Genomic DNA, 26,810 nt, shown 5'->3' with positions numbered 1-26,810 from the left:
TCCTTCAACACTATAAACAAACTATAATTTGTGAGCAGCTGTGAATTTTTCAGGGAGCCGGAAATCACTCGCAAAAGAGCCTCAAACTCCGGACATCCATGCCGTCGCCAATCGTTTCACGATTGGCGCTATGAGGCCTGTCAGGTCCTAAGGTTCCGGTTAACCGGAATCTTGTGATGAGGAAGACTATGGATAAAAAGATCGTTGGAGTAATTGGGGCCGTGTCTGCCGTGACGTCGGTGAATGCGGCGCAAGCTTCTATTGCGAACGTCGCCCAGCTGATGAACGCGGGGTCTTTCGCCGAGCTGCTTGAGCCCATACCAAATGCGGCGGCTCTTCTACGCGCCGCAAACGCAGCAGAGGCTGCGGCGGCCAACGCGGCGTGGAGCACACAGAAGGCCTCAGGAAACGCAAATGTGACGGTTGCCCAGTATTATAATTACAACTATCCTTATTATAATCCCTATTATAACCCCTATTATCAACATCACCACCATCATCATCATTACTATAGACGCTACAATTACCACCACCACCACCACCACCATCATCATCACCACCATCATCACTACTATAATGACGGATATCCTGAATAGTTGACGTCGCTGACCCTACAATCGACGTAAAGACGCAGCGCCCAGGACCCGGTTGAGCGCAAGCTCAGCCGGGTTTTATGGATTACGGGATGGAGCGGGAATATCGGGGCAGCCCGCTCAGAAAAGGCTTTGAACTAGCCGGTTGGCGAAGCCGCCGGGCCATCGTGGCCTGCAAACCGAAATGCGAGGGCTGGAGCATTCCGATCAGATCGGTTCGATCTGACAAGAATATGCGCAAGTTTTTGAATTTGAAGCGATTTATCATCGATCGAATGACTCCCTTCGATCGGCAAGCGCTCCAAAGGGCTATTTTTTTCTATTTTTTGCGATGGCTGCCCGGTGGATCTGGCGATAGGTCCCGTCAAACACCGTATTTGTCGCGGAGGTCCATTGCGAGGCTGCCGATAAAGTCGAACGGGCCTTGTAAATCCGCCGCGCTTGCAGTTCGCGCTCGGCTGCCTCCTCCTCCGACATCTCGACCAGTTGAAAGTCCGGCTCCTCAGGGATGACGATGATCTGCGCGAACGGTTCGCCCGATCTAAAAATATGGGTCCGGCCTTCGCTGGGCGCCTTGAAAACCATGAAAAACATCATCGGCCACCAACCCCTTAGCAGCGCCGGCACGGCGATCGGAACGGTATCGGTCGTGTCGGTATAAAAACGAGGATGAGGCTCCGTTCTGATCGCAAATCCGTCCTCAACCTTCAGATCGAGAAGAATCTGATAGGTGTAAAACTGATCGCCGAAATTTCTGAACGGCGGCGAGGATGCTCCGGTCTCAGGATCGGGACCCGACTGGCCTTCGATCACGAGGCGGCCCTCCCGCGTGCTCACGCGCAGTTCTTGCTCGAACGGATAAAACAGTTCGATTCCATACTGCGCTCCTTCCGCGAAGGGAATGCAATGCCACGGCTGTTCGCGAGAACCGTTCTTGCGAGGCTCCGGTTCTCCGCCCCATCCCGGGACATCCAGCTTCGTCCGGCGCGGCCTTAGCCCAGGGTCACGAAATCTATATTTGATCTTATGCATCAGCTCTCATCATCCGACCGTAATGGACCGCCAACCGAATGGCGCAAAGAAATCATTGTTTGGGCGACTCTATGGCCGCGACGCTCGCCAGAACACATGAACGCGCCGACGAGGCAATTTTTCGATGAGGAGCCATCCGGCCCGAACCATCCCCGCCTGTTTGCGCTTTTTTGTAGGCGCAGAGCCGCCTCGGACAATTCTGCGCGGCCACGGCCCCACTCGCGGCTTGCCGCATCCGCCATTGTCAGCTCGTGGAAAGGCCCTTGCAGATAAGCTTTGACGCCAACTCGTCGGTCAGACGATGGACGATGGCCGACTGCTGCGGCGAGAGAATTTCGTCCATTTGGTTCATCGCCGAGCCGAAGAGCAGCGCATGTCTCGCCCTCTCCGCTGTTTCATCGACGCGTTCGCCCGACGCCAGGCGCCGTTCATATTCCCCGGTCAGCTGTTCGAGCTGAGACATGGTTCTCGCGAAATCCCGCCACGCGGCGTCCTGGCCCGGATGAATCCCCGCCAAGCGATGGATCCCTTCCAGCCGTCCTGCAAGGTCTTTTGGCTCCGCGACGCCTGGCGCCGCATCAGAACCGGCGCGCACCACGCCGAAACCGTTTGAGCCGCCAGGATCTCCCATAAGGCCGACGAAGAGACCTGCGGCTGCAATAGTGAGCGCCGCCGGGAAGCATGACGCCCTGAAGGCGTCGGACGCGCGTGACCGCATGATCGTGAAGCCCGAGCTGAATCTCGCCAAGATTGCAATAACGGCAGATTACCAACCGGCAATTGCCATATTTATCAACTACATATGCGGCAAAGCATTGTACTTTTCAACGCGTGCCGATACGCTGACTGAGCTGGGGCTTTCCGGTTGATGGTTCTCATTAGCCGGCAGACATTCATTTTCCGTACGAGTCATGGTTGTAGAGCGCGCGGCTTGGGCGGGTTCCCGCGGCGGGTCGAGCCCTGTTCGCGAGGTCTCGCGTTGGAAAGGCAGATCCGCCGATGAATCTTGGGATGATCCTCAGTTCCGCTGCGCTCGGCGTCTCTGTCGTTGTCTCGGCGTTCAAATTCGTCGACTGGCTGCTTCACTCCGACGCCCGCACCCTTGTCCGCACGGCCCGCTGGTCGCTTTTCGCCGCAGCCGCCGCTTCCGTGCCGGGCCTCATCGCGCTGCTGGCGTACCGGCAGTGGACGCTGGCCATGCTGCTTGGCGCTGGCATGCTTGCCGTCCCGGCCGCGATCAACTGGCGCGCCTTCATCCCGCGCAGGCCTTTTCGGCCGATGTGGAGCGAAACCTACCCGCAGGATGAAATGCGCGGCGACTTTGGTCAGCCGCCGCCGGACCCGGAGCTGGCGCGCCGGGCCGCCATTATCCTCGAAGATTATCTGAAACACGCCGGACATCCCGAAATCAGCGCGCGGATCGACAGCCGGCGGCCGCCGGCCGCGGCGGAGGACGGATCGCCTCGCGGCGACGGGCCGATGGGCTCCGAAGAGGCGCTGGATGTGCTGGGACTTGAAGCCGGAGCGACGGCGGCGGCGGTGCGCGCCGCTCACCGGCGGCTGATGCAGGTCGTTCATCCAGATCGCGGCGGCTCGAATTATCTCGCGGCCAAGATCAACCGGGCAAAGGATGCGCTGCTGACCGAAGCCGCGCGGAAGCCGCGGGCGGCGACGCGCAGGATGCGGGAGCCATCGAAGCGAGCAACCGGCGGGGACGCGGATGGGCGCGCATGAGGAGCAAAAACAAGGGCGCTCGCCGCCGGTCGGGCCGGGGATGCGAGCGCCTGTTTTGGATAGCTGCCCGGCTCTGCCGGCGGCCGGTTGGGCGGGAGAGGTCATGAGCGAATTCAACAAGTCCGCGAAGGTCAAGGACGCGGAAAAGATCGACATCAACCTTCCTCTGGCTCCAAAGAGCGAAGGCGCGCCGGCGAATGGCGGCAAAACGGAGGTCGAGACCTTCCTCGCCCGACGCTCCGAAGTCGCGAAATCGGACCATGAAGAATTCCAGGACTATCTGCGCGAGAAGCAGGCGCGGGCGCTCGCCATGCGGGTCGAGGCCGCCCCTGAGAAAAAGGAGCCAGGGATCACACGCCGCAGCGTGTTCAAGGTGGGCGCTGCGACCGCGTTCGTCGGGGAAACCGCGGCGCTTGGCTATCATGCGGTGCAAAGCGGCGCTCTGAGCGCGCTTGGCGTTGTCGGCGCCAGCCAAAGCCAGGCCACAGCCGGCGCCGTCGCCGCGCAAGCACAGCAGCAGCCAATCAGCCGCGAACTGATCGACTCCAAAGCGGATTTCGGCGGCAGGAGCCTCGGCAAATGGGTCGCGGTGCTGCCGACCAAGCTCGGCGGGGGCGCCTATGCGCTCGATCTCAACACCAACAGGGTGATGGCCTCGATCTGGTATTGGAACTATGGCGACTTCAATCCGATCGCCCATCATCTGTGCGCCTTTCCGAGCGCTGACCCCTACAGCAGTTTTGAGTTCATCAACAGCACGCAGGGCGGCAAGAATTCGCTGATCTACGGCATTCCCACCCGAATCAGCGAGCCCGCGCCCGGCTTCAACATCTACCGTGTCCGTTATGACGGCGCGCAGATGCAGTTGATGGAGAACGTGTCCGAGGCGACCGGCCTCGGTCTTGGCGTGCACGTCACGATCAATCCGAAAGATGCCCAGTCTTATTTCGTAACCGACGGTCAAAAAGACATCGCCGCCTGCTTTGATAGAACCACATCGCAGGTCAAGGCGGCGCTGAAGTTCGACTGGAAACCGAATTCAAGCCAGCTGGCGCGCGCCTGGCAGGACGGCGGCGTGCTGAAAATCTCGAAAATCCATCCGGACGGGGCCACCGGCAAATATGACTACCTCGGCACGAAGGGTCAGAAGATCGACTGGGAAATGGTGCCCATGGGCGAGTTGTTCGTCGAGGAAGGCACTTTGCCTGGCGACGATCCCATGAGCCTCACCGGCGCGGACGGAACGATCTGGCACCCGACCGGGCGGTGGGCCGCGACGGTCGTTCGCCTTTGCGGCGGCATAGCGATTCTCGACGCCGAAAACAATTTCGATCCCGTCGCCTTCCTGCAGTTCAACGCCAATTCGCAGGACCAGTATGAAGTCGTGAAAGTCGCCGAGGATCACTGGGAGGTGACGTTCGACAAAATTCATTCGCCCGGCCACGAGATCGGCTTCTCGCCGGACGGCCGGTTCCTGTGCATGATGAACAATCTGCGGGAAAACAACTGTTCGGTGTTCTCCAGCGCCGACCCCGATCCGCGCAACTGGAAGAAGATCGCTCACGTCGAAGATCCGCTGTGGAGGGGCAAGTACCCAAATCCATTTCACATGGTCTTTTCCCTCGACTCCAAAAAATTGTATCTGTCGGTGCTGCATCCCTCGCCCGCGTCCAGCGGCGTCATGGTGGTCGACACCGATACGTGGACAATCATGAAAGAGATTCAGGGCATCGGCCCGGATCTCCAGACCCCGGCCATCACCTACGACGGCAAATATGTGATTGTGCCGTTCAGCGGCTTCCAGCGGCTGTCGAGCGGGATCGCTGTGATCGAGACCGAAACCGACCGCCTGATCGGCATCCTTCCAAGTTCGGGAGGGCACCACGACTGCGTGATCGTTCCGACCGAATTGGCGCATATGAAGCACACCCGCTCGTGCACGCTTTGACGCGGGACGTTCGGATGCGCCCGCGCACGCCCGCCACCGCCGAGAAGCGTCGCGCCATGCAGCGGATCTAGCAGGCCGTGGCAGCTCCCGCCGCTCCCCGCTGGCTGCTGGTTAGCCTCGCTCTGCAGAATCTCGGCCGCCGCAAGTCGCGCACCGGCCTGCTGCTCGCTGCGGTCGCCGTCAGCAGCGCCATTGTCTTCGCCGGCGCCGTGACGATGCGAAGCATCGCGTCCAGCATGGAGATCGGATTCAGCCGGCTCGGCGCCGATCTGATGGTGGTGGCGCAGGACGCGCTCACCAACATCACGGTCGCGCTGCTGACGGTCGAACCGACGGGCCAGACTGTCGACGCCAATCTCCTCGAGCGCGCCGCAATCGCCGGCATTGGCAAGGCGACGCCTCAGCGCGTTTTTCGCACCACGCGATCGGGCTTGGGAGGCCACGGAGAAACCGTCGATCTCATCGGCTTCGATCCCGCAAGCGACTTCACCATCCAGCCCTGGATTTCGGAGCGGCTCGGGCGCGCCATGGGGCCGGACGACGTCATCCTCGGGGCCGCCCAGAACCTGCCTCTCGGCTCCGAAATCACGATCTTCGGCAAGCCATTCCGCGTTTTCGCAAAGCTTGGGCGCACCGGAGCCGGGACGCATGAACGCGGATATTTTATGCGCTCGTCAAGTCTGTTGGCTCTTGCGCCCGCGATCCGCGAACGCACTGGCGAAGTCGCGCCCATGCTGGATCCGGGCAAGGTCACGGGATTTCTTATCGAGCTGGCGCCTGGCGCCAGCGAGCTGCAGGTGCGTTTTGCCCTGCTGTCCAAGCTCTCGGGCGTCAAGGTGGTCAGCGGAGGATCGCTGCTTACCGGCATCCGCCAGAGTCTCACGGCCCTGCTCGCTGGCGCGCTCGCGCTCGTCGCGCTGATGTTTGCAAGCACAGCCGTGATGGTGAGCATGCTGTTTTCGGCCATCGTCTCCGAACGACGGCGCGAACTCGGCTTGCTCAAGGCTGTCGGCGCACGGCGTTCGCAGATCGTCGGAATGATAGTGATTGAGGCCGTGGCGGCAACTGGCGCAGGCGGCGCCATCGGCGTGCTGCTCGGCATGCTTCTGCTGCGGCTGTTCGAGCGGTCATTGGTCTATCACCTGTTGCAGATGGGGATTCCGTTTCTCTGGCTTGACCGCGCGAGCACAGTGCTCGTCGCGCTCGCCTGCCTCGGCGGCGCGGCGCTCATTGGAGCCGTCGGCGCGCTGGCGCCGGCGTGGCGGGCCAGCCGCCACGAACCCTACGACCTTATTCGCGGCGAAGGCTGAATCGTGCTGCACTGCCTCGCCCTTACCAAAACCTATCGCTCGGACCGGGGCCAAGTGGATGCCGTGCGCGGCGTCGATCTCGAAGTCGGCGCCGGGCGATATGCGGCGATCATCGGCCGTTCGGGCTCCGGCAAATCCTCCCTCATGGCAATGATCGGCGGGCTGAGCCGACCGACATCGGGCAAGATTTTGATCGAAGGCGCCGACCTCTGGTCGCTCGGCGATGACGCCCTGGCGCATTTTCGCAACCGCCGGATCGGCTACGTCTTCCAGTTCGCGAGCCTGCTGCCGACGCTGCGTGCGATCGACAACGTCGCCTTGCCCCTCCTGCTCGATCGCAGCGGCGACAAAAAGGATCCCTATACACGCGCTACCCGGCTCCTGAACGACGTCGGACTTGGCGCCTACCTCGACGCCTATCCCCCGGAGATGTCGGCCGGCGAGCAGCGGCGCGTGGCGATCGCGCGGGCGCTGATCAATGATCCCGCCCTGCTGCTCGCCGACGAACCAACGTCGGATCTCGACGAACAAACCGAACGCGAAATCATGACGCTGTTGTTGCAGGTCAATCGCGAGCGGGGCGCCACGCTTATCCTCGTGACGCACAATCTCGCTTTGGCCGCGGGGGCCGAACAGATTGTGCAGATGGCCGATGGCGTCATCGCCATGAGCCGCGCGAGGGGCTGAGCATCGTGAGCCGCCCGCCCAAACTGCCGGACCTCGATCAGCTCACGGATGCGCAGAAGGACGAACTGATCGTCAGCCTCTGGCGGACGCTGGTCGCGGTCGACGGCCTGGAGGGGACGCCGGCCTCCACCGCGACGGCGACGACGGGGTCGCTGGAGCCCGCAGCCCCCGAAGCGTCAGTCTCTACGGACGATTTGCGGGCCGCCATTCGCGGCGCAGGCCCATCGCGCCGCACCCGCGCCCCCTCGTCCGGCTCCGCGGGGCTTGGACGTGGGCTCGGCTTTTTCGATTCACGCCCCTTGCAGATCTTGCTGCTTGTGGTCGGACTTTTCTACCTGGCCGATTTTGGCGTCGGCTGGTTTCAGCGGCGCGCCCTCGCAACGCGCGAGCAGGCGGAGCTGGCGCTTCGTAACGCGGCGTTCGGCGGCCTTTACGTCGAATTGACGCGGGTCGCCTATGAGCCGGACGGCAAGTCCTACAGGGCGACGCTAAACATGCAGAATTCCAATCCGGCCACCCCGCTCTATGTGATGCTCAACCCGCCGCGCGTTTACGTTCAGGTCGGCTTGACCTGGCAGGAAGCCCCCGCGCAGGCTCCTCTTGGGAGCGCCTTGGGTGTGGTCAAGCTCGACGGCGGCCGCGAATACTCGCTTGTGTTCCAGACCGATCTGAAAGACTGGTCGCAGCTGATCCCGGGTTACATGCACGTCCTCATCCAAAGTGACATGCTGATCAGCCAGAGCAGCGAGCCCAAGGACGATATCGTCGAGCGCGACAATCGCTTTTACGTCTACCTGAAGCCTCAGGGCGCGGACGATGCATGGATCAAAAGCCGCTCGAATTTTCCTGGCGTTCCGCCGATCTTCATTCCGATGCCGCCGCATTAGACCAGACGCGGCGCTCATCCACACAAAGCTCTCAATACGTCGATGAGCAGCGGCGCCATGTCCCTGATTTCCTTTAGATGAATGCGGCTCAGCGAATTGAGGACGGCCTCGGCTTTGGGCGCCAGAGCGAGCGTCAGACGCCGGCGGTCCTCCGGATCGGTCATCCTCGTAACGAGGCCCGCGTCGACAAGACGGCCGACCAGCTCGGTTGCCGAGTGCGGCGCGATCAGCAGCCGTTCGGCCAGCAGTCCGGCGGTCATGGCTTGGCCGCCGGGGCTTCCTTTTATCGCGAGAAGAGCCTGATGCTGTTGCGAGGGCAGACCCGCGCCCTGCGCCGCCGACGTGCTAAACGCCATGAACCGGCGCAGCTCATAGCGAAGGTTCGCCAGCGCCTCATAGTCAGCCTGCGTCAGGGCAGGCTCTCCCTTCGGATCCGCTTCGTTCAACCCAGCACCCCCTCAAGATTGCGTTATATCGCATTACGATGTATTTCGAGCCCGCCGCGTTAGCGAGGCCGGCATCGGCCGCCGACCGGCGATATGCTCACCCCAGGGTCAGGAATTCCATGCACGGGTCCGCCGCAGCCAACAACCGTGACGCAAGGCCGTTCAAAAACATGCCCCCGAAGAAAACACTTGGGGATTTCACCACCGACCGGCGCGTCCTTGTCTTGATCGCCATGGCCCTCGTCGTCGGCACGGGTGGCGCGTTCGCGGCTTGGCTTCTCATAAAATTGATCGCTCTCGTCACCAATCTCGTCTGGCTTGGCCGGATCAGCACAGCCTTCGTCGCGATGGGCGACGTCCCGCGCACGCCATGGATGGCGTTGGCCCCCTGCCTTGGCGGCCTGGCGGTTGGCCTGATGGCGCGTTTCGGATCGGAGAAAATCCGCGGGCATGGCATCCCGGAGGCGATCGAGGCGATCCTGATCGGCGGCAGCCGCATGTCCCCCAAGGTTGCAATTCTGAAGCCTTTGTCCTCGGCGATCTCGATCGGCACGGGCGGCCCTTTCGGCGCGGAGGGGCCGATCATCATGACCGGCGGGGCCATTGGTTCACTGTTCGCCCAGTTCTTTCATCTCAGCGCCGCGGAGCGCAAGACGCTTCTCGTGGCCGGCGCGGCGGCCGGCATGACGGCGATCTTCGGCACGCCCATCGCCGCCGTGCTGCTGGCGGTCGAACTGCTGCTCTTTGAATGGAAGCCCCGCAGCTTCATCCCGGTCGCCGTCTCGGCCGGCGTCTCGATCAGCTGGAGGCCGATGCTGTTTCAGGCAGGGCCGCTGTTTCCCACCAGCTTTCAGCTGACGCTGCCATGGTACGGGCTGCTGATTTGCGCCGGCGTCGGCGTCGCCGCCGGTTTGCAGTCGGGGCTGCTCACCGCCTTGCTGTACAAGCTTGAAGACGCGTTCGAGCGGCTGCCGATCCACTGGATGTGGTGGCCCGCCCTCGGCGGTCTCGTGGTCGGGATCGGCGGCCTGATCGAGCCGCGCGCGCTCGGGGTCGGCTACGACGTCATTGGCGATCTTTTGAGCGGGCATATTCTGGCGCAGGCGGTAGCGGCCATTCTGCTCGTCAAGGCCGGCATCTGGCTCGTCGCCCTTTCGTCAGGGACGTCAGGGGGCGTGCTCGCCCCCTTGCTGATCCTGGGCGGCGCGCTGGGCTGGCTCATCGGGCTGCTGCTGCCCGGCGAACCCGGCGCCTGGGCGCTGCTCGGCATGGCGGCGATGATGGGCGGCACGATGCGCGCGCCGCTCACCGGAGCTTTGTTCGCGCTCGAACTCACTGGCGACGTTCACATGCTGACGCCCTTACTGGCGGCGACGGTCGCCGCCTACGCCGTTACGGTGCTGCTGCTTCCCCGCTCGATCCTCACCGAAAAAATCGCGCGCCGCGGCCAGCATGTGACACGCGAATACGGAATAGATCCTTTCGAGCTCACGCGGGCGTCCGACATCATGGTCAGGGCCGTGGACACCCTGCCAGCGGATATGGCGCTCGACCAGGCCGCCGCCTTTTTCGGCGCGAGCGAGAACGGACGCCAGTGCTACCCGGTCGTAGAGCCGAATGGACGCCTTGTCGGCGCGGCGTCGCGCGCTGACGCCTTGCGTTGGCAGGCCGAAGGGCGCCATCCCGCAGCCACCCTCAACGATGCTGTCTCCGACGCCTCCATCCCGGTCGCGCATCCTGACGATGTGGTTGGCCGCGTCGCCGATCTGATGATCGCCGCCAACGTTGGACGCGTACCGATCGTCGACCCCGAAAGCGGCGTTCTCGTCGGCCTCATCGCCCGAAAGGATCTGCTCCGACTGCGAAGCGCAAGCAGCTCTCTCGAACATGATCGCCGCGCATATTTTGGCCGCGCCACACCTCTGCCCCTCGAGCGGCGCCAGCCGACTGGACCAAATTGAGTTCGCCCTCGTGCGCGCGGGCAGGGAAACCCCAGGGTCAACCCTGGCCATATCCCTGCAGAATCTCGATATAGTTGGCGCGCTCCAGGGCCTGCGGATCCTTCAGCTTGCGCTGGCTCATGAGGCCTCTGACAGGCTCCAGCGAATCAAAGTCCCTTGACGCGAGCCAGTTTCTCAGCCCGTCAAGCAAGACGGCCATATGGCCGGGGCCATGTCGCAACAATGCCGAAGTGGTCATCACCACATCGGCTCCGACCAGAAGATACTTCACCACTTCGTCGGCGCTGGCGACGCCGGTGCTGGCTGCGAGAGAGACTTTCACCCGGCCCGCGAGGATGGCGAGCCAAAGGAGTGGCAGACGGATCTCGCCGGGATCGCTGAGTGTCAGATTCATCAAAAGCCGCAATTGCGCCAGATCAAGATCGGGCTGATAGAACCGGTTGAACAGCACGAGGGCGTCGGCGCCCGCATCCTGAAGGGCCAGCGCCATATTGCCAACCGAGCTAAAATAGGGACTGAGTTTTATGGCGACCGGGATCGACACCGCCGTGCGGACGGAGCGCAAAATGTCGAGATACCGCCGCTCGGCGGCCTGGCCGGTCATCGCGAGATCGGCCGGAATGAAATAAATATTGAGCTCCAGTCCTTTGGCCCCGGCCTCCTCGATCAGCTTCGCGTAGGAGATCCAGCCCTCATTGGTGACGCCGTTCAGGCTGGCGATCACAGGCACGTCGACCGCCCTGCCCGCGCGGCGGACGAGCTCCAGATAGTGACGCGGCCCAACCTTGTAGTCGGCGGGCGAGGGAACATTGCTGGTCGCGTAGCGCGCGCCCTCCGCCTCGAGCTCTTCCTGAAAGAGAGACGGCAGAATGAGCGCCGCCGCGCCCGCGTCCTCGAGCAGCCTGATGCTGTCAAGTTTGCCGGTCAAGGGCGAAGCGGACGCCACCAGAGGGTTCTTGAGGCGAAGTCCCATATAGCGAGTGGTCAAATCCATCGGCCGCTCCTCGGCTCTCTATCGCTGTCTGGGATCAACGCGCTCTGCCTCGGCTTCGCCCCATGCGAACACGCACGCCTGAGCGCAAATAGACAAAGCCCTCCGTCATATTTTCCAACCACCGGCGCCGTTGACTCAAGCTAAATCACACTAGCATAAGAGCAATGTCGGCGCCTTGACCGAGGTCAAAGGGCTGCGCCGACAATCAAAGACGCCTCAAGGCCTGAACGACGTCAGGCGCGCCGCCTTACGCGCTCGTGGAAGATGGCGCCCATGAAATCGAGACGACGACTCGCACACGGCCGAAATGCTCTTTCGAAAGCGGATAACCGCCGTTCAGGTCAGGTTCAGCTCGACGCGCATATATATTTGCCTCGCGGCCGGTCAGCGCGCCAGCGGCGGAAACGGACATGAGCGGTTTGCGATCCGGAGTTTCGTCGAAAGGCTGATGACGAATGACGCTGCTTTCCGCGCGTTTGCCAGCGGCAGGTCGTCAATCTTGCCGGCCTCCGCGCTTCTATCCATATGGGTGAAGTGATTCTCGAAAGCCTTCGCCAAGGCGCAACTCTCCTTTTGGCCAACCATTATGGTGCGCAAACGTGCCTGCAACACGCTTATATATTCCCTTCGCTGTCGCGGCGGCGCTCGTCGTCCCACACAGCGCGATGGCCGTGCATGACCAGGATCGCGCATTGTCTGCGCTTGAGGCGCGCCAGATCCTTCCGCTCAGCGAAATCATCGCGCGCGCACAGATTGGCGACCATCAGCTGCTACGCGCGGATCTCGAGCGTGAAGGCGGCCGTTATGTGTATGAGCTTCGTGTGATCGCGCGCGATGGAGCCATAAGATTGATGCGGCTCAATGCGCGCACCGGAGAAATGCTGCCTGACGGAAAGCTGTCGGACGCGCCGGCCGAACACAAGCCGGATGAGGATGATTGATGCGCGTGCTGATCATCGAGGACGATCGCCTCTTGTCGGTTCAACTCAAGCAAGGTCTTGAGCGAGAGCTTTTTACCGTGGATGTCGCCGCGACCGGAGAGGACGGCGCTCATCTTGGGGCCGAGGAATCCTACGACGCGATCATTCTCGACCTTGGTCTGCCCGACATGGATGGACTCGACATTCTGAGGCAATGGCGCGCGGCGGATCGAAACACTCCTGTGCTCATTCTGACCGCTCGCGGCGATTGGCATGCGAAACTCATCGGACTCAACGCAGGCGCGGATGACTACCTGGCAAAGCCGTTCGAAATAGCGGAAGTCGCGGCGCGGCTGCGTGCTTTGATCCGCCGGGCGCATGGTCAGGCAAGCTCCGTCCTGCGTCACGGTCGCCTTGAGCTTGATCTCGCGGCGGCGGAAGCCCGACGCGACGGTCAAGCGATCCGTTTGACCGCCCACGAATTCAAGACGCTCGCCTACATGATGCGCCATGCCGGAAGCATCGTCAGCCAGGCCGAGCTGACGGAAGCGCTCTACGCGCAAGATTTTGTGCGCGACTCGAACACGATCGAAGTGTTCATCGCGCGGCTCCGGCGCAAGCTCGGCGCTGATGCGATCGAGACCGTGCGCGGGCTCGGCTATCGGCTGGGATCGTCATGAAGGAGTTGATGCGATCGCTGCGTGGCCGGGTTTTGCTAAGCTCTTTGCTGGTCTGCGCGCTGACTTTTGCTGTGACGGGCGCGCTCCTGATCCATCTTATTCGCGGCGAGTTCGAACGGCGCTTCGACGCTGAACTCTCCGCGCATCTCGACCAGTTGCTCGCTCGGGTTGGGCAGGATTCTACCGGCTCGCTGGTTGTCGCGGGCTCGCTCAGCGATCCACGCTTCCAACGGCCCTACAGCCGCTTCTATTGGCAGGTCGAGGATCAGACCGGCAACCGCATACGCTCGCGTTCGCTTTGGGACGCCGTGCTTCCGCTTCCGGTCGATGCGCCGGCCGATGGCGAAATTCATCGCCATCGCCTTCCCGGCCCCGACGGTCAGCGACTGGTTGCAATCGAGCGCCGCGTCACCCTGCCCGGCTATCCGCAAGTTGTTCGAGCCGCCGTCGCCGCGGATGTTGTCGGTCTCGAAGACTCCATCGATTCGATTTCCTATATTTTGATCGCAACATTCGCCGTGTTGGCGATCGGCCTTTCCTTCATCGTCGCCGGCCAGGTCTGGATGGTGTTCCGTCCGCTCGCCAGGCTCCGCGCCCAGGTGATGGCGATTCGCAGCGGCAAGAGCGGACGAATCGACGGCGCGTTCCCATCCGAAGTCACGCCATTGGTCGAGGATTTGAACGCAGTGCTCGCGCATAGTCGGGAAGTCGTCACGCGCGGACGCGTGCAGGCGGGCAACCTCGCGCATGGATTGAAAACGCCCTTGGCGATCCTCACGAACGCCGTCGCTGCGCTTGACGCCGGCGAAGCCTCCGAAATGATCCGAGCGCAGGCTGTGGCGATCCGGCGCCAATTGGATCATGCCCTGTCGCGCACACGGGCCGCGGCCGCTGCGGGCGTTCCAGGCGTTCGATGCGACGTCGCGGACCGCGTCTCGAACGTGGTGCGCGCGATGGAAACCCTTTATCGCGAGCGCAATCTCGATTTCGATGTGACGCTCGTCACCCCTGTCGAGGTTGCGATCGAGATCCAGGACCTCGATGAAATGCTTGGTAATCTCCTCGACAACGCATGCCGCTTTGCCAATAGGCGGGTTGCGGTGACGGCCACGCTGGATGAACCTGGCTGCAAAATCACCGTCGAGGATGATGGACGCGGCATTGCGCCGGCTATGGCGCAGGAGATTGTCGAGGGCGGTCTCCCCCTCGACCGAAGCAGCGGCGGAGCGGGTCTCGGCCTTGGCATCGTCCGTGACCTCGCGCGAGCCTACAAAGGCGAGTTGCGCCTTGGCCACTCAGGATTGGGAGGTTTGGCGGCGACGCTGGTTCTTCCCATTGCATCAAGGGCGGTCGGCGCCCCTGAGGATCTGGCCACGGTGATGCGATGCCTATAATCACGATTGCGAGACGCAGCCTCGCGCGGGAAGCCGCGATACCGGCGCCGCGCGCAGATACGCGGCTGCGAATTCGTCCGAAGCGCCGTTTCTTGAATGGCTCGCCATCATGGCCGCCTGCGCCGCGAACGCCAAACCCTTCTGCGCCGAATGGAATGCTGCCGGAGCCGTCACGCGCGTGTCAGTCGAAACAATGAATATGCTTGCTCGAACGCCAATCCCGGCCTTCCCTGACGACGAGAAGCGGATGCGATTGGCGCAGCCGGCGCCAAACGAAGTTGAATTGAAGGCCTGCACAAGATGAGATATTTCAGATGAAGCGCATTTTCGCGATCGTGGCCGCCCTCGCCATAGAGGCGCCGCTTGGAGGCTTGGCGTCGCAAGCGTCCCCCGCGGCCCGGACTCTCTTTGCCTGGGTTCCCCTGTCTCGTTTGGAAACTTCAACACAGGCCGAGCCGGTAGCGGTGAAGGATGCGCCGCCCCCTGCCGACAGCAAGGGTGTGGCTGACGCCCCGCCTGAAGGCGTGATCAACATTTCCTCCGAGCAGATTGACGCGCAGGAGATCAAGGTTGCTCCTGTTGAGAAGGGCATTATCGCGCGCCGGTTGAGCGTGCCGGGCACCATCACTCTTGATATGGATCTGGTCGCCCGGGTGCCTGGCAGGGTGGTCGGCACGGTCACTCAGATGCGCAAACGGCTGGGAGATCCCGTCAGGCAGGGTGAAGTGGTGGCCGTTCTCGACAGCCGCGAAGTCGCCGACGCCAAAAGCGAATATCTGACCGCAGCGGTGGCCTTCGATCTGCGCAAGACAATGTTCGAACGCGCGGAGATTTTATGGGGCAAAAAGATCTCCGCCGAACAGCAATATCTCCAGGCGCGCGCGACATATCTGGAGGCGGAGCTGAGGCTCGACCTTGCTCGCCAGAAGCTCTCCGCGCTCAAACTGGACCCGGCCGAAGTGGAGAAGGCTGCAAAACAGGAAAGCAACCTCAAATCCGGCGTTTCAAGCCTGCGCGAATATGAAATCCGGTCTCTGATCTCCGGGCGCGTCATTGAGCGCAAAGTGGACGTCGGAACCCTGATCGGAAGCCAGGGCGATCCTCCAGATCTCTATACCGTCGCCGATCTCTCTATGGTTTGGGTCGAGATTGCTTTGGCTACAACAGATCTCGATGTGATCGCGGAAGGCCAGACCGTCGTCATCACCAGCGGAAGAGCTAGTGGCGCGCGAGGGGTCGGACAAATCATCTTCATTAGTCCGCTTGTCGATCCCGATACGCGCTCGGCCCGAGTGATCGCCCAAATCGACAATAAAGAGTCGATCTGGCGGCCAGGCTCGACCGTGACGGCCAGCATTGTGATCAAGGAAGAGCCTGTGGAAGTCCTCGTCCCCCGCGCCGCGCTCCAGACGATAGGCGGCGAACAGGTGGTGTTTGTGCGAACGCCCAACGGTTTTCAAAGACGCGTCGTCACGACCGGCAGGTCGGACGAGCAAAATGTCGAAATCACTTCGGGCCTTTCCGCAGGCGAACAGATCGCGGTCAACAACACCTTTCTGCTCAAAGCCGAACTCGGCAAGGGCGAATAGAACCAGAAATCGATATCATGATCGCACGTATTCTTTCTTTTTCAGTTCATCAGCGCTGGCTCGTCGCGCTGCTGACCCTCGTGGCCGCGGCGTTCGGCGCCTGGTCGCTGACCAAATTGCCGATCGACGCTGTTCCGGACATCACGAACAACCAGGTGCAGATCAACACCATCGCGCCGGCGCTCTCACCGAACGACATCGAAAAGCAGGTCACCTATCCGATCGAGACCGCGCTCGCCGGCACTCCGGGGCTGCTATATACGCGATCCCTTTCGCGCAACGGCTTCTCGCAGATCACCGCTGTGTTCGGCGACGACGTCGACATCTATTTCGCCCGTCAACAGGTCAATGAGCGCATGAACGAGGCCAGGGCAATCCTGCCGCCTGGCGCCGAGCCGCGCATGGGACCTCTCGCCACCGGACTTGGCGAGATCTACATGTGGACGGTCCGTTATAAGCCTCGGGGCGACGGCGCGAGCGTCGAGGACGGCAAACCAGGCTGGCAGAGCGACGGGAGCTATCTCACCCCTGAGGGCAGGAAGCTCACCACCGATTTCGAGCGCGCGGCCTACCTGCGCACCGTTCAGGATTGGATCATTCGTCCGCAGCTGAAGACGGTGCCCGGGGTCGCCGGCGTCGATTCCATCGGCGGCTTCCAGAAGCAGTATCAGGTCCAGCCAGACCCAGCAAAACTCGTCGGCCTTGGCCTCTCCTTCGCCGACATGGCCATGGCGATCGAGAGCAACAATCTGAGCCGGGGAGCCGGTTACGTTGAAGATAATGGCGAAGCCTATGTTGTCCGCTCAGCCGGACGCTTGGAAAGCATGGAGGACATCGGCAACGTCGTCGTGACGACCCGGGGCGGCGTCCCCATTCGGGTGAAGGATATCGCGGAGGTGAAGATCGGCCGGGAGTTGCGGACCGGAAGCGCCAGCGTGGACGGCCAGGAGGCGGTGATCGGCACGGCGTTGATGCTGATCGGGGGCAACAGCCGCACCGTGTCCGCGTTGGTCGACGCCAGGATGAAGGAGATTAGCGGCGCGCTTCCGGCGGGCGTTGAAGCCAGGACGATCCTCAACCGCACGGTCCTCGTCGACGCCACCGTCAAGACAGTCAGCAAGAATCTGATGGAAGGCGCCTTCCTTGTCATCTTCGTGCTGTTTCTGTTGCTCGGCAATTTCCGCGCGGCGCTCATCACCGCGCTCGTCATCCCGATCGCTATGCTGCTTACCATGGCGGGCATGGTCCAGGGCAGAATCAGCGCGAACCTGATGAGCTTGGGCGCTCTCGATTTTGGCCTCATCGTCGACGGCGCCGTCATCATCGCGGAGAACAGTTTGAGACATCTGGCCGAGCGCCAGCACAAATTTGGGCGCCGCCTGACCCAGCCAGAGCGTCTCACGACGGTGATCGAGGCCGCCGAGGAGATGATCAAGCCCTCCGTCTACGGCCAGGCAATCATCATTCTGGTTTACGTGCCCTTGCTGACCTTCACCGGCATAGAAGGCAAGATGTTCCAGCCGATGGCGCTCACCGTCATCATCGCTCTCGCCGCCGCCTTTGTCCTGTCGTTGACTTTTGTGCCCGCAATGATCGCGATATTGATCACCGGGCGCGTCCAGGAAAAAGAAAATCGGTTTGTTCGCGGCATAAAGGCGCTCTATGAGCCTGCGTTACGGCGCGCCATCCGAAGGCCCCTCATCTTTATCGCGAGCGCCGTGGTCCTGCTGGTCGGGGCGGGGCTTCTTTTTACCAAGCTTGGGCAGGAATTCATTCCGACGCTGGATGAAAAAAACATCGCTATGAGCGCCTTGCGCATTCCGAGCACGTCTTTGTCCCAGTCTCAAGCCATGCAGCTTTCGGTGGAGAAGGCGATCAAGAAATTTCCGCAGGTCGCAACGGTGTTTTCAAAGACAGGCACGGCGGAGGCGGCTACGGATCCGATGCCGCCCAACACGTCTGACACTTTCATCATGTTGAAGCCGACAGAGGAGTGGCCGTCTCCGGCTTTGACGAAAGAGGAGCTGCAGCAGCAGATCGAGAATGCCGTAGGCGCGCTGGTAGGCAATTCCTACGAATTCTCGCAGCCGATCCAGTGGCGCTTCAACGAATTGATTGCTGGCGTGCGCGGCGATCTCGCCATCAAAGTCTTCGGTGAAGAATTCGAACCGATGTTGCAGGTGGCAAACCAGATCGCCGCCATTTTGCGCGGGACCAAGGGCGCCGAGGACGTCAAGGTCGAGCAGGTGGGAGGCCTGCCCTTCCTTGAGATCAAGATCGACAAAGCCGAAATTGCCCGTCTCGGCCTCAGCGTCTCGGCGGTGCAGGACGTGATCGGGGCGGCGATCGGCGGGCGCGACGCAGGCGTTGTTTTTGAAGGCGACCGGCGTTTTGCGATCATCGTTCGCCTCAACGACGAACTGCGCGAGAATATGGAGGCGCTTAAGACTTTGCCTGTTCCGCTGCCTGTTGTGACAAAGACCGGCCGGCCGCCCACCGTCATGCTCAAGCAGGTTGCGTTGTTTGAATTGTCGGAGGGGCCCAATCAGATATCACGTGAAAATGGCAAGCGGCGTGTTGTCGTCACGGCGAATGCGCGTGGCCGCGACATCGCCTCGCTGGTGTCCGAGGTTCAACAGAAAGTCGCTCAGCAGGTGCAACTTCCAGGGGGATATTGGCTTACCTGGGGCGGCCAGTTCGAGAACCTCGCCGCCGCGCGGCAGCGCTTGATGGTCGTCGTGCCCGGCTGCTTTTTCCTTATGTTTTTGCTGCTCTACACTGCTCTGGGCAGCCCGCGCGATGCGCTCCTCGTGTTTAGCGCTGTTCCGCTCGCGCTGACCGGCGGCGTCGCTGCATTGTGGCTGCGTGGCATGCCATTTTCCGTTTCGGCCGCGGTCGGGTTTATTGCGCTGTCCGGCGTGGCCGTGCTGAACGGTCTGGTGATGCTGAGCTACATCAAGCAGCTTGTCGATAAGGGCTTCCCGTTCCAGGCGGCTATCTATGAAGGCGCCGTCACCCGTTTGCGGCCCGTGGCGATGACGGCTCTCGTCGCCTCGCTCGGTTTCGTGCCGATGGCCTTGGCCACTGGAACCGGAGCCGAGGTCCAAAAGCCTCTCGCGACGGTTGTCATCGGCGGCCTGATCAGCGCGACGCTGCTGACGCTGCTGGTGTTGCCGGCGCTCTACGCCCGCTTCGGCAAGAGCAAGGTCGCAGCCGATATTACCGGACTGCCAGAGCAAAAGGCGCATGAGGGCGTCGTGATCAAATAGGCGTTTGCTTGCCGCCACCTCGACCGGACCTCATAAGGGAAAAAGCCAGTTCGTAGTGATTGCGGCAAGTCGACAATGATCAGCGGCGGCGCGTCAGCGAGCGCGGCGCCAGTTTTTCTGGTATCCTCATTGCAGATCATGCGCCATCTGTTGCATGAACGGCGGACGGCGCGTTGGGGCCTCCCGTCCGCTTCGCGCCGTGGACGCCCAAAGGAGTTCTCTGATTGTCGGGACAAAGGCGCCAGATCGTCAACCCGGCGGGCGTCGCGCTCGCGCTTCTCTCCGCGGCCCTGTTCGGCGCCAGCACGCCGATTGCCAAGCTTTTGCTCGGAACGATTGATCCGTGGCTCCTCGCAGGCATTCTCTATCTCGCCTCCGGGATCGGTCTTGGCGCCGTCATGATGTTGCAACGCCTGCGCGGCGTGACCCGGACCGAGGCGCGCCTAACCGGCTCCGATCTGCCTTGGCTCGTGGGCGCCGTGCTTGCCGGCGGCGTGGTCGGTCCTGTGCTGTTGATGTTTGGGCTTGCCAGCACGCAAGCCTCGACGGCGGCTTTGCTGCTCAATCTCGAAGGCCTCGCCACGATGGTGATCGCCTGGACCGTTTTTCGCGAGAACGTCGACCGGCGTCTTCTGATCGGCGCGGCGGCGATTCTTGCCGGCGCCCTATTGGTCTCATGGCGAGGCGGGCCGGCCGGTGTTGGCCCGGGCGCCCTGGCGATTGCGGGGGCGTGTCTCGCATGGGGCGTCGACAACAACCTGACCCGCAAGCTGAGCGCCGCCGACCCCGTGCAGATCGCCGCCATCAAGGGCCTTGTCGCGGGACCAATCAATCTCGTGCTTGCGTTCTGGCAGGGCGCCGCGCCGCCGGGGGCGGCGCTGCTTGCGGGCGCAGCCGTGGTCGGATTTGTCGGCTATGGGATCAGCCTGGCGCTATTCGTTCTGGCCCTGCGCCACCTCGGCGCGGCGCGGACGGGGGCGTATTTCTCGATCGCACCCTTTGTTGGAGCGGTCCTCGGCGTCGCCATTCTCCACGATCCGGTCACCTTGCAGCTTGCGGCGGCGGCCATCCTGATGGGAATCGGCGTCTGGCTCCACATCACGGAAGCGCACGAGCACGAGCATCTCCATGAGGCGATGGCGCACGATCACGCCCATGTGCATGACGAGCATCATCGACACCCACACGGCCAGAACGATCCGGCTGGCGAGCCGCATTCGCACTGGCACGGGCACGCGCGCATGATTCACCGGCACCCCCATTACCCCGATCTGCATCACCGGCATTCCCACTGATTGGAACGCCGGGAATCGGGGGCGCGTGGCGTGACCGGTCTTATCCGCGACCTCGTATCGGGGCGCGCGGCCGAAGAAGCAGGCCTGCGCGGGTTCGCCACTTTCTGTCAGCGCATGATCGCCGATCCGAGATCCGCGGGTGACCGGCGCGCATCCGATTCGACTGCGCCCACGACCGGTCGTAAAAAGCGATCGCGACCGCCTCAATGCGAGAATCGACCAACTCCAGCAGAGGCGCTCGCTCCGCGGCGTTGCGCCCTCTTTGCGCGAAGTTTTTTGCCCGCTGTCATGATATTGCAACAAATGATCCCCAACCCGTACAATATTGGACCCCTATAAGTGCTCTTCCGCGGATGCGAAGGGTCCGGTAAAATGAGGCGCAGCGACGTGCGAACCACAATCCCTTTTGCCCTGTTCGCAGGGCTGCTCGCGCTTTCTGGCAGCCCGGCTTACGCGCAAGAGACGACTGCAGTTGCGCAGTCAGAGAAATCCCAGAACGCGGCGCCCGCGACGTCAGCCCCGTCGGAAGGATCGCCGGCGGCGCCAGCGAGCGAACAGCCCTCGATTTCCTCAAGCGTTCCGGCATTAAGGGACTTCAAGCAGGCCCTGCTCGATCGTGGCTTCAATTTGCAGCTCAATTATACGGGCGAAGTCTTCGGCAACCCCACGGGTGGGGTGCGCCAGAGCGGAATTTACGAGAATCTTCTCGAACTCGCGATCGACGGCGATCTGCAGAGGATTGCCGGTCCTACGGGCGCCTCCTTCCATGTCAATTCCTACCAAGTCAGTGGCTCCGGCCTGTCGACCTGCTGCGTATTCAATCAATTGACCATCAGCAGTATTGAGGCGCGCGCAAGCACATGGCTGTTCGAAGCCTGGTTTGAGCAAAAGCTATTTGCCGATATGGTATCCATCCGCATTGGTCAATTAGCGGCGGATTCTGAGTTTTTCATCAGCGATCTCGATTCTTTTTATCTCAACGCAACATTCGGCTGGCCGAATATATTGGCGGCGGACCTGCCGAGCAGCGGACCGAACTATCCATTGGCGACGCCCGGCGTTCGCCTGAAAATAACCCCGAATGATCAGACCACTCTTCTCGCCGCCATTTTCAATGGCGACCCATCCGGGGCAGGTTTTACTGGCTTACAGGAAGTACTGGATCCATCGGGAGTGAATTTCCGCCTCCGGGATCCGCCGCTGCTAATTGGCGAGGTACAGTATAAATATAATCAGGACAAGAACTCGGCTGGCCTCGCAGGCACGGCCAAGCTCGGCGCATGGTATCATTTTGGCAAGTTCAACGATCAATACTATAGCACGAATGGCGTTTCGCTCGCCAATCCATCGAGCAGCGGCGTTCCTCTGACCCATGCCGGCGATTACGGCGTCTACGGCATCATCAACCAGATGCTTTGGCGTCTGCCCGGAGACGATCCGAGAAAAGGGGTCGGCGTTTTTGCGTTCGTCTCGGCGGCCCCTTCTGATCGCAATGCCGCGGATTTTTATGTCCACGGGGCGATCAATTTCATGGGCCTCTGGGACAAGCGGCCGGATGACGCGTTCGGGGTGGCGGCTGCCTATTCGCCCGTTTCGCCCGCGGTCAGCGCGCTTGATGCGCAGAGCGCTTACTTTGCGAGGGCGGCTCTACCCATTCGCAACTATGAGATGGCGCTCGAAGTCAGCTATCAGGCTCCGATCCTTCCCGGATGGCTCATCCAGCCGGATTTTCAGTATATTTTCCATCCCCGCTATGGCGCGATTGACCCAATAAACCCCGCTTTGGGCCGCATCCGCGACGCGGCGGTGTTCGGGCTGCACACAGCGATCAAATTTTAGGGTTGGTTCCCCGGCGCTCCGATCAGGCGGACGCTCCCGGCGCCGGGAGCGCATGTGGATGCGCGCGCACGAGCGCGTATGATGTCGAAGTATAATATAACTGTCGCAAAATCTTCACAAACACGCGCGAAGTGTTGCTTCTATACAACTCAATTTAGCCTTGTAAGTTGTAACGAGGCGATTCTCTTTGACAGCTTTTTTTGCTGCTAATACAGACAACAATACGCAGACTTCGCGCTCTAGGGGGGCGTGATGTTTGCACTTGTTGGGGAGAGGCGCGAAATTCATGAAACGATACCGAAACAAGCCAGCCCTTGTGGCTATGACACTGGGCGCTCTTGTAAGCTACCAGAGCGCTGCGCGCGCCGATGACACGGCCGACGAAATTCGCGCTCTGAGAGCGCAGCTGAAGCGCTTGGAATCCAAGGTCAATGATCAGGCGCGCAAGCAAAAGGAAACGCAGGTCCAGATCCACGATGTGGCGCGCCGGGCGCCCCCGGCGGCCGCAGGATCAATGCCGAGCGGCGTTGCTCTCGGTTCCCTCGGCGGCGTCGCCCCCACCGGCCTCACGGCCGTCGAATCCTCTATCCGCGGCCTGCCGGTGGCGGGGGCGCCGAGCCTCTACATCAACGGCGTCAGCATCACGCCCGGCGGCTTCCTCGCACTCGAAGGTGTTTTCCGCGACCGCTTCATCGGCGCCGACATCGGCACGCCATATCAAAACATTCCTTACGGAAACGTCCGCACGGGCTACGCCAACGAATTCCGTATGAGCGCGCGCCAGAGCCGCGCCTCGCTTCTGGCCCAGGGAGACGTCAATCCGACGACGCATCTTGCCGGCTATATGGAGCTCGACTTCCTCGGCGCCGCTCAGACCGCAAATTCGAACGAGAGCAACTCGTTCAACCCCCGCATCCGGCATCTTTACGCGACCGTAGACCAGGATGATTTCGGCGCGCATCTTCTCGCCGGTCAAACCTGGTCGCTCGTCACGATGAGCACGAAGGGCATCGTTCCCCGCCAGGAGAATATTCCGCTCTCGATCGACGCACAGTACGTGCCGGGCTTTGTCTGGACCCGTACTCCGGAGATCCGCGTCGTCAAGGATTTCGACAAGACTTTCTGGGCGGCCCTGTCGGTCGAAAACCCGCAGACGACATTTGGCGGCTACACGACGGTGGGCACGACCGCGGCGACGCTTCCAAGCACGCTCGTCTTCAACCAGGCTCCTCCGGGCGGGTCCTTGTTCAACTCGCTGAACGCCGTCTCTCTCAACCACATGCCTGACATCGTCGGCAAGGTCGCCTGGGATCCGACCTTCGATGGCCACAATGTTCACATGGAAGCCTTCGGTCTCTTCCGCGACTTCTACAGCCAGGTGAACAACAGCAATCACGACGTCGCTGGCGGCGGCTTCGGCGGCTCTGTCCTTGTTTCTCTGCTTCCGAAACAACTTGAGGTGCAATTCTCCGGCATGACCGGACGCGGCATCGGACGTTACGGCTCCGCGCAGCTCCCCGATGTCGCTTTCAACTGGAATGGCACGATCTCGCCGCTTCAGGAGACCATGCTTCTAACCGGGCTGACCTGGCACGCGACGCCTGATCTCGACCTCTACGCCTACGCTGGCGAAGAATATCAGAATGCGAGTTACTCGGACATCGTGACGGGAGGCGCCGTCAACGCCTTCGGCCTCGGCAACCCCCAGTTCTCGAACGCCGGATGCTCAATCCCGGGCTCCACAATCTGTAACGGCAATATCCACTTGATTCGCCAGATTACCGGCGGAGTATGGGATAAGATCTACAAGGGTTCGTTCGGCCAGCTGCGCGCCGGCTTCCAATATTCCTTCACCCAGAAGTATTCCTTCCAGGGCATTGGCGGCGGAGCGAAAGCTCAGGAAAATATGGGCTTGTTCAGCCTTCGCTATTATCCTTTCTAGTCTGACGGCGATCGTCGATCGCCGATTTGGCTGAAAGGTTGCGGGAAAGGTTGCCGGAGATCAGATCAGCGCGCGGACAGAAGCCCGTAACGCTTGTCGAAAATGAGCCCGACATGGGCTCGGACGTCGGCGGCAGATTGGACAGACGCGGCCAAAGCGTGGCATCTTTCACGCCGCAGGCCACGTCCTTCGGGTTCGCGCGTTCGGTCGATCCAAGCCTTCCAATCGTCGGCCGGGCGCTCGCGAGCGCTCGGCCGACGATTGGGGCGTTGCGATACGAAGGGATCAGGGCTAAGTGGACCCATCTCGTCGACGTTCGCGTCGGCCAGCCGCGTCCCGAGGCGGGCGCTGTGGTAGGGCCGTTACCTATCCGAAACGGTCGTCGAGGCGGCGGCGGCGCTCATGTGGATATTTGATCTTTTCAAGACCGCCACGTTTCGGCTGGCTGTCCTTTTCGCGCTCGCGGTCACAGCCTCCACCTCCGTCGTGTTCGTGTTTATCTATTGGCAGGTCGCGACTTTTGACGTCCGGCGCGTCGAGGCGAGACTGTCGGAGGAGGTCTTAAGAGCCGTCAACGAACCAGAGGACCAGCTCAGACGCCAGCTCGAAAGACGGCTCGCGAGCGATCTGCGCAGGCTCGACTACGTCGGTCTTTTCAATAAGGATGGAAAGCCGGTCTATGGCAATATCGCGGCGCTGCCCGGCTCGCTCGCCATTGACGGGCTCGCGCATACCGTCGAAGTGCTGCCGCTCAAGCGAATCGATTCCGGAACTGAACCGGCCATGATGGTCGCAAGGCGCCGCCCGAGCGGCGGCGTCGTGCTTCTCGGTCGCAGTCTCTATGAAGTTTACGCGTTGCGGCAGCTCGTCTTCGCGGCTCTGACTATCGGCATCGCGCCGGCTGTCGCGCTGGCGCTCATCGTCGGACTAATCTTCAGTCTGCGCGGAGCCCGGCGTCTCAAGACCATCAACCAGACGATCGTGCGGATCATGCGGGGAGATCTCCACGAGCGGCTGCCGATCCGCGCAAGGCCGGATGACATCGATCATATCGCAAGCGCCGTCAATCTCATGCTCGACGAGATGGTCCGCCTCCTCGATCAGATCAAAAGCGTCGGCGACAATATCGCCCACGATCTGCGCACGCCGCTCGCGGTCATGCGCATCAGTCTCGAACGCGGTCTCGCCGCCCCATCGGAACAGGGTCTGCGGTCGGCCGCGCAGCGAGCGTTGACAGAACTCGACCATGCGCTCACCACGGTAACGGCGCTCCAGCGAATTTCCGAGATCGAGCTTGGACGCCGGCGTGGCGAATTCACGCGGATCGATCTCGCCGAGGTTTGCGCCAACGCGTTCAATCTTTACGAGCCGCTGGCGGAAGCCAAGTCGATCACCTTCACTCTCGACGCGCCAGCGCCGGCGCCCTGCCTCGGCGACTTCGAGCTTATGACCGAGGCGGTCGCAAACCTTATCGACAACGCCATCAAGTTCACGCCCGAAAAGGGGGCCGTTCAGGTCGTTGCAAAAATGAATTCAGGCCGCCCCGTCATACGCGTGTCCGATACCGGACCCGGCGTAACGCCGGAGGAACGAGGCGAGATTTTCAAGCGGTTCTACCGCTCCGAATCGTCCCGCCATATTCCTGGCACGGGGCTCGGCTTGAACATGGCGGCGACGATTTGTAATCTGCACGGGTTCGATCTGCGCGTCGATGACAATCAACCGGGGGCTATCTTCGAGGTCACTCCTCACAATCCGGACTCCGAAGAGAGCGATAGCGTGACGTCACCCGTCTTGGCGACGGCTTCGCCACATTGAGCCGATCCAACAAGGGCTAAAAGCTCAGCTGGCGCGTCCCAGCCACGGGCGCCTTTTCTCTCCCGCGGCGGCCTAATCTGGTTCCGGCCGCAGAGTTTGCGCGGCGGAGCCAAAGGTTCGACATGACTTTCACGCTCGTTGCCACTGTTCCCTTTCAGCTTGTAAAGATATATTTATATTCTCGCGATGAGCCATATCAGCGCCTTGACGGTTGAACGGACTGAGCAACAGTGCAAAGACATGAGCTAACCTTTAATAATGGGATTGTGCGATCGGCCCGGCCATCGTGCGCAACAGGGCTGAAGGGCGTCTGCTGGCTGAATGCTCGCCGGCTCGCCACGGTTTTTTTGCCGAGATCCGAACTCCAGGCTGGAGCACGGCTGAGCATTGCGCGGGTCCAGGAAAGAGTTTCTAATGGCCGTAAAATCGACGAGCGCGCGAAATCGAACGTTGCGATGGCCGTGCGGACCAA

At 61.6% G+C, this 26,810-nt stretch carries 21 protein-coding genes; 17 read left to right on the top strand and 4 right to left on the bottom strand.

The window, feature by feature from the left end; all coding sequences use genetic code 11:
* The first annotated feature begins 188 nt into the window (after positions 1–188).
* The gene (locus MPC4_RS17530; protein ID WP_174513660.1) at positions 189–596 is read left to right on the top strand and encodes a hypothetical protein; all 408 of its coding nucleotides are present in this window, start codon (positions 189–191) and stop codon (positions 594–596) included.
* Positions 597–902: 306 nt separating this feature from the next.
* On the opposite strand, the gene MPC4_RS17525 is transcribed toward MPC4_RS17530, so the two are convergent.
* Together MPC4_RS17525 and MPC4_RS17520 are read right to left on the bottom strand one after the other, a co-directional pair.
* Positions 903–1,625, bottom strand: coding sequence for a hypothetical protein (locus tag MPC4_RS17525; RefSeq protein ID WP_174513659.1), 723 nt, complete (start codon positions 1,623–1,625; stop codon positions 903–905).
* Positions 1,626–1,869: 244 nt separating this feature from the next.
* Entirely contained in the window at positions 1,870–2,343 is a 474-nt protein-coding gene (locus MPC4_RS17520) for a hypothetical protein (protein WP_174513658.1), read from the bottom strand.
* Here MPC4_RS17520 and MPC4_RS17515 point away from each other — a divergent pair.
* From MPC4_RS17515 to MPC4_RS17490, 6 genes are all read left to right on the top strand, one after another.
* Positions 2,342–2,494, top strand: coding sequence for a hypothetical protein (locus tag MPC4_RS17515; protein WP_174513657.1), 153 nt, complete (start codon positions 2,342–2,344; stop codon positions 2,492–2,494). The two genes, MPC4_RS17520 and MPC4_RS17515, sit on opposite strands and share 2 nt — an antisense overlap.
* A gap of 142 nt (positions 2,495–2,636) precedes the next feature.
* Positions 2,637–3,359, top strand: a complete 723-nt coding sequence (locus MPC4_RS17510) for a J domain-containing protein (RefSeq protein WP_174513656.1) — start codon at positions 2,637–2,639, stop codon at positions 3,357–3,359.
* A 103-nt stretch (positions 3,360–3,462) separates the two neighbouring features.
* Positions 3,463–5,307 (top strand): hypothetical protein, encoded by a 1,845-nt coding sequence (locus MPC4_RS17505; RefSeq protein ID WP_174513655.1) that lies wholly within the window; start codon positions 3,463–3,465, stop codon positions 5,305–5,307.
* A gap of 77 nt (positions 5,308–5,384) precedes the next feature.
* The gene (locus tag MPC4_RS17500; RefSeq protein WP_174513654.1) at positions 5,385–6,617 is read left to right on the top strand and encodes an ABC transporter permease; all 1,233 of its coding nucleotides are present in this window, start codon (positions 5,385–5,387) and stop codon (positions 6,615–6,617) included.
* A 3-nt stretch (positions 6,618–6,620) separates the two neighbouring features.
* Positions 6,621–7,304: an ABC transporter ATP-binding protein gene (locus tag MPC4_RS17495; RefSeq protein WP_174513653.1), complete on the top strand. Its 684-nt coding sequence runs from the start codon at positions 6,621–6,623 to the stop codon at positions 7,302–7,304.
* 5 nt (positions 7,305–7,309) lie between these two features.
* On the top strand, positions 7,310–8,191 hold the full coding sequence (locus MPC4_RS17490) for a hypothetical protein (RefSeq protein ID WP_174513652.1): 882 nt from the start codon (positions 7,310–7,312) through the stop codon (positions 8,189–8,191).
* A 14-nt stretch (positions 8,192–8,205) separates the two neighbouring features.
* On the opposite strand, the gene MPC4_RS17485 is transcribed toward MPC4_RS17490, so the two are convergent.
* Entirely contained in the window at positions 8,206–8,547 is a 342-nt protein-coding gene (locus tag MPC4_RS17485; RefSeq protein WP_174513756.1) for a MarR family winged helix-turn-helix transcriptional regulator, read from the bottom strand.
* 209 nt (positions 8,548–8,756) lie between these two features.
* Here MPC4_RS17485 and MPC4_RS17480 point away from each other — a divergent pair, with 209 nt between their 5' ends.
* Positions 8,757–10,598, top strand: a complete 1,842-nt coding sequence (locus MPC4_RS17480; RefSeq protein WP_174513651.1) for a chloride channel protein — start codon at positions 8,757–8,759, stop codon at positions 10,596–10,598.
* Positions 10,599–10,635: 37 nt separating this feature from the next.
* Here the strand turns inward: MPC4_RS17480 and MPC4_RS17475 are convergent, their stop codons facing one another.
* Positions 10,636–11,592, bottom strand: coding sequence for a dihydroorotate dehydrogenase-like protein (locus MPC4_RS17475; protein ID WP_174513650.1), 957 nt, complete (start codon positions 11,590–11,592; stop codon positions 10,636–10,638).
* 599 nt (positions 11,593–12,191) lie between these two features.
* On the opposite strand from MPC4_RS17475, the gene MPC4_RS17470 reads away from it, so the two are divergent.
* The 9 genes from MPC4_RS17470 (at position 12,192) to MPC4_RS17430 (ending at position 26,338) form a co-directional block, all read left to right on the top strand.
* Positions 12,192–12,533, top strand: coding sequence for a PepSY domain-containing protein (locus MPC4_RS17470; protein ID WP_174513649.1), 342 nt, complete (start codon positions 12,192–12,194; stop codon positions 12,531–12,533).
* Entirely contained in the window at positions 12,533–13,192 is a 660-nt protein-coding gene (locus MPC4_RS17465; RefSeq protein ID WP_174513648.1) for a response regulator transcription factor, read from the top strand. Before MPC4_RS17470 ends, MPC4_RS17465 begins: the two co-directional genes overlap by 1 nt.
* A gap of 8 nt (positions 13,193–13,200) precedes the next feature.
* Positions 13,201–14,586 carry an ATP-binding protein gene (locus MPC4_RS17460; RefSeq protein WP_174513647.1) on the top strand — a complete coding sequence of 462 codons (1,386 nt, stop codon included), beginning with the start codon at positions 13,201–13,203 and terminating at the stop codon, positions 14,584–14,586.
* 314 nt (positions 14,587–14,900) lie between these two features.
* On the top strand, positions 14,901–16,175 hold the full coding sequence (locus tag MPC4_RS17455; protein WP_174513646.1) for an efflux RND transporter periplasmic adaptor subunit: 1,275 nt from the start codon (positions 14,901–14,903) through the stop codon (positions 16,173–16,175).
* Between the two features lie 17 nt (positions 16,176–16,192).
* Positions 16,193–19,444 (top strand): efflux RND transporter permease subunit, encoded by a 3,252-nt coding sequence (locus MPC4_RS17450; protein WP_174513645.1) that lies wholly within the window; start codon positions 16,193–16,195, stop codon positions 19,442–19,444.
* 224 nt (positions 19,445–19,668) lie between these two features.
* A complete protein-coding gene (locus MPC4_RS17445; RefSeq protein WP_244629086.1) occupies positions 19,669–20,739 on the top strand; it encodes a DMT family transporter in 1,071 nt (356 codons plus the stop codon).
* A 387-nt stretch (positions 20,740–21,126) separates the two neighbouring features.
* On the top strand, positions 21,127–22,578 hold the full coding sequence (locus MPC4_RS17440; RefSeq protein WP_174513644.1) for a carbohydrate porin: 1,452 nt from the start codon (positions 21,127–21,129) through the stop codon (positions 22,576–22,578).
* A gap of 286 nt (positions 22,579–22,864) precedes the next feature.
* On the top strand, positions 22,865–24,520 hold the full coding sequence (locus MPC4_RS17435; protein WP_174513643.1) for a hypothetical protein: 1,656 nt from the start codon (positions 22,865–22,867) through the stop codon (positions 24,518–24,520).
* 402 nt (positions 24,521–24,922) lie between these two features.
* Entirely contained in the window at positions 24,923–26,338 is a 1,416-nt protein-coding gene (locus MPC4_RS17430; protein ID WP_174513642.1) for a sensor histidine kinase, read from the top strand.
* The last annotated feature ends 472 nt before the right edge of the window (positions 26,339–26,810 follow it).

Origin of the sequence: Methylocella tundrae, from assembly GCF_901905185.1 — a bacterium.
Taxonomy (GTDB): domain Bacteria; phylum Pseudomonadota; class Alphaproteobacteria; order Rhizobiales; family Beijerinckiaceae; genus Methylocapsa; species Methylocapsa tundrae.
The sequence above is the reverse complement of the archived record's forward strand: the minus strand, read 5'-3'. Positions and strand labels throughout refer to the sequence as shown.

Coding starts and splice junctions, on each gene's coding strand:
- MPC4_RS17460 (WP_174513647.1), top strand. CDS start 13,201: ATGCGATCGCTGCGTGGCCGGGTTTTGCTAAGCTCTTTGCTGGTCTGC.
- MPC4_RS17525 (WP_174513659.1), bottom strand. CDS start 1,625: ATGCATAAGATCAAATATAGATTTCGTGACCCTGGGCTAAGGCCGCGC.
- MPC4_RS17480 (WP_174513651.1), top strand. CDS start 8,757: ATGCACGGGTCCGCCGCAGCCAACAACCGTGACGCAAGGCCGTTCAAA.
- MPC4_RS17450 (WP_174513645.1), top strand. CDS start 16,193: ATGATCGCACGTATTCTTTCTTTTTCAGTTCATCAGCGCTGGCTCGTC.
- MPC4_RS17475 (WP_174513650.1), bottom strand. CDS start 11,592: ATGGATTTGACCACTCGCTATATGGGACTTCGCCTCAAGAACCCTCTG.
- MPC4_RS17530 (WP_174513660.1), top strand. CDS start 189: ATGGATAAAAAGATCGTTGGAGTAATTGGGGCCGTGTCTGCCGTGACG.
- MPC4_RS17510 (WP_174513656.1), top strand. CDS start 2,637: ATGATCCTCAGTTCCGCTGCGCTCGGCGTCTCTGTCGTTGTCTCGGCG.
- MPC4_RS17455 (WP_174513646.1), top strand. CDS start 14,901: ATGAAGCGCATTTTCGCGATCGTGGCCGCCCTCGCCATAGAGGCGCCG.
- MPC4_RS17515 (WP_174513657.1), top strand. CDS start 2,342: ATGATCGTGAAGCCCGAGCTGAATCTCGCCAAGATTGCAATAACGGCA.
- MPC4_RS17435 (WP_174513643.1), top strand. CDS start 22,865: ATGAAACGATACCGAAACAAGCCAGCCCTTGTGGCTATGACACTGGGC.
- MPC4_RS17505 (WP_174513655.1), top strand. CDS start 3,463: ATGAGCGAATTCAACAAGTCCGCGAAGGTCAAGGACGCGGAAAAGATC.
- MPC4_RS17465 (WP_174513648.1), top strand. CDS start 12,533: ATGCGCGTGCTGATCATCGAGGACGATCGCCTCTTGTCGGTTCAACTC.
- MPC4_RS17520 (WP_174513658.1), bottom strand. CDS start 2,343: ATGCGGTCACGCGCGTCCGACGCCTTCAGGGCGTCATGCTTCCCGGCG.
- MPC4_RS17430 (WP_174513642.1), top strand. CDS start 24,923: ATGTGGATATTTGATCTTTTCAAGACCGCCACGTTTCGGCTGGCTGTC.
- MPC4_RS17485 (WP_174513756.1), bottom strand. CDS start 8,547: ATGGCGTTTAGCACGTCGGCGGCGCAGGGCGCGGGTCTGCCCTCGCAA.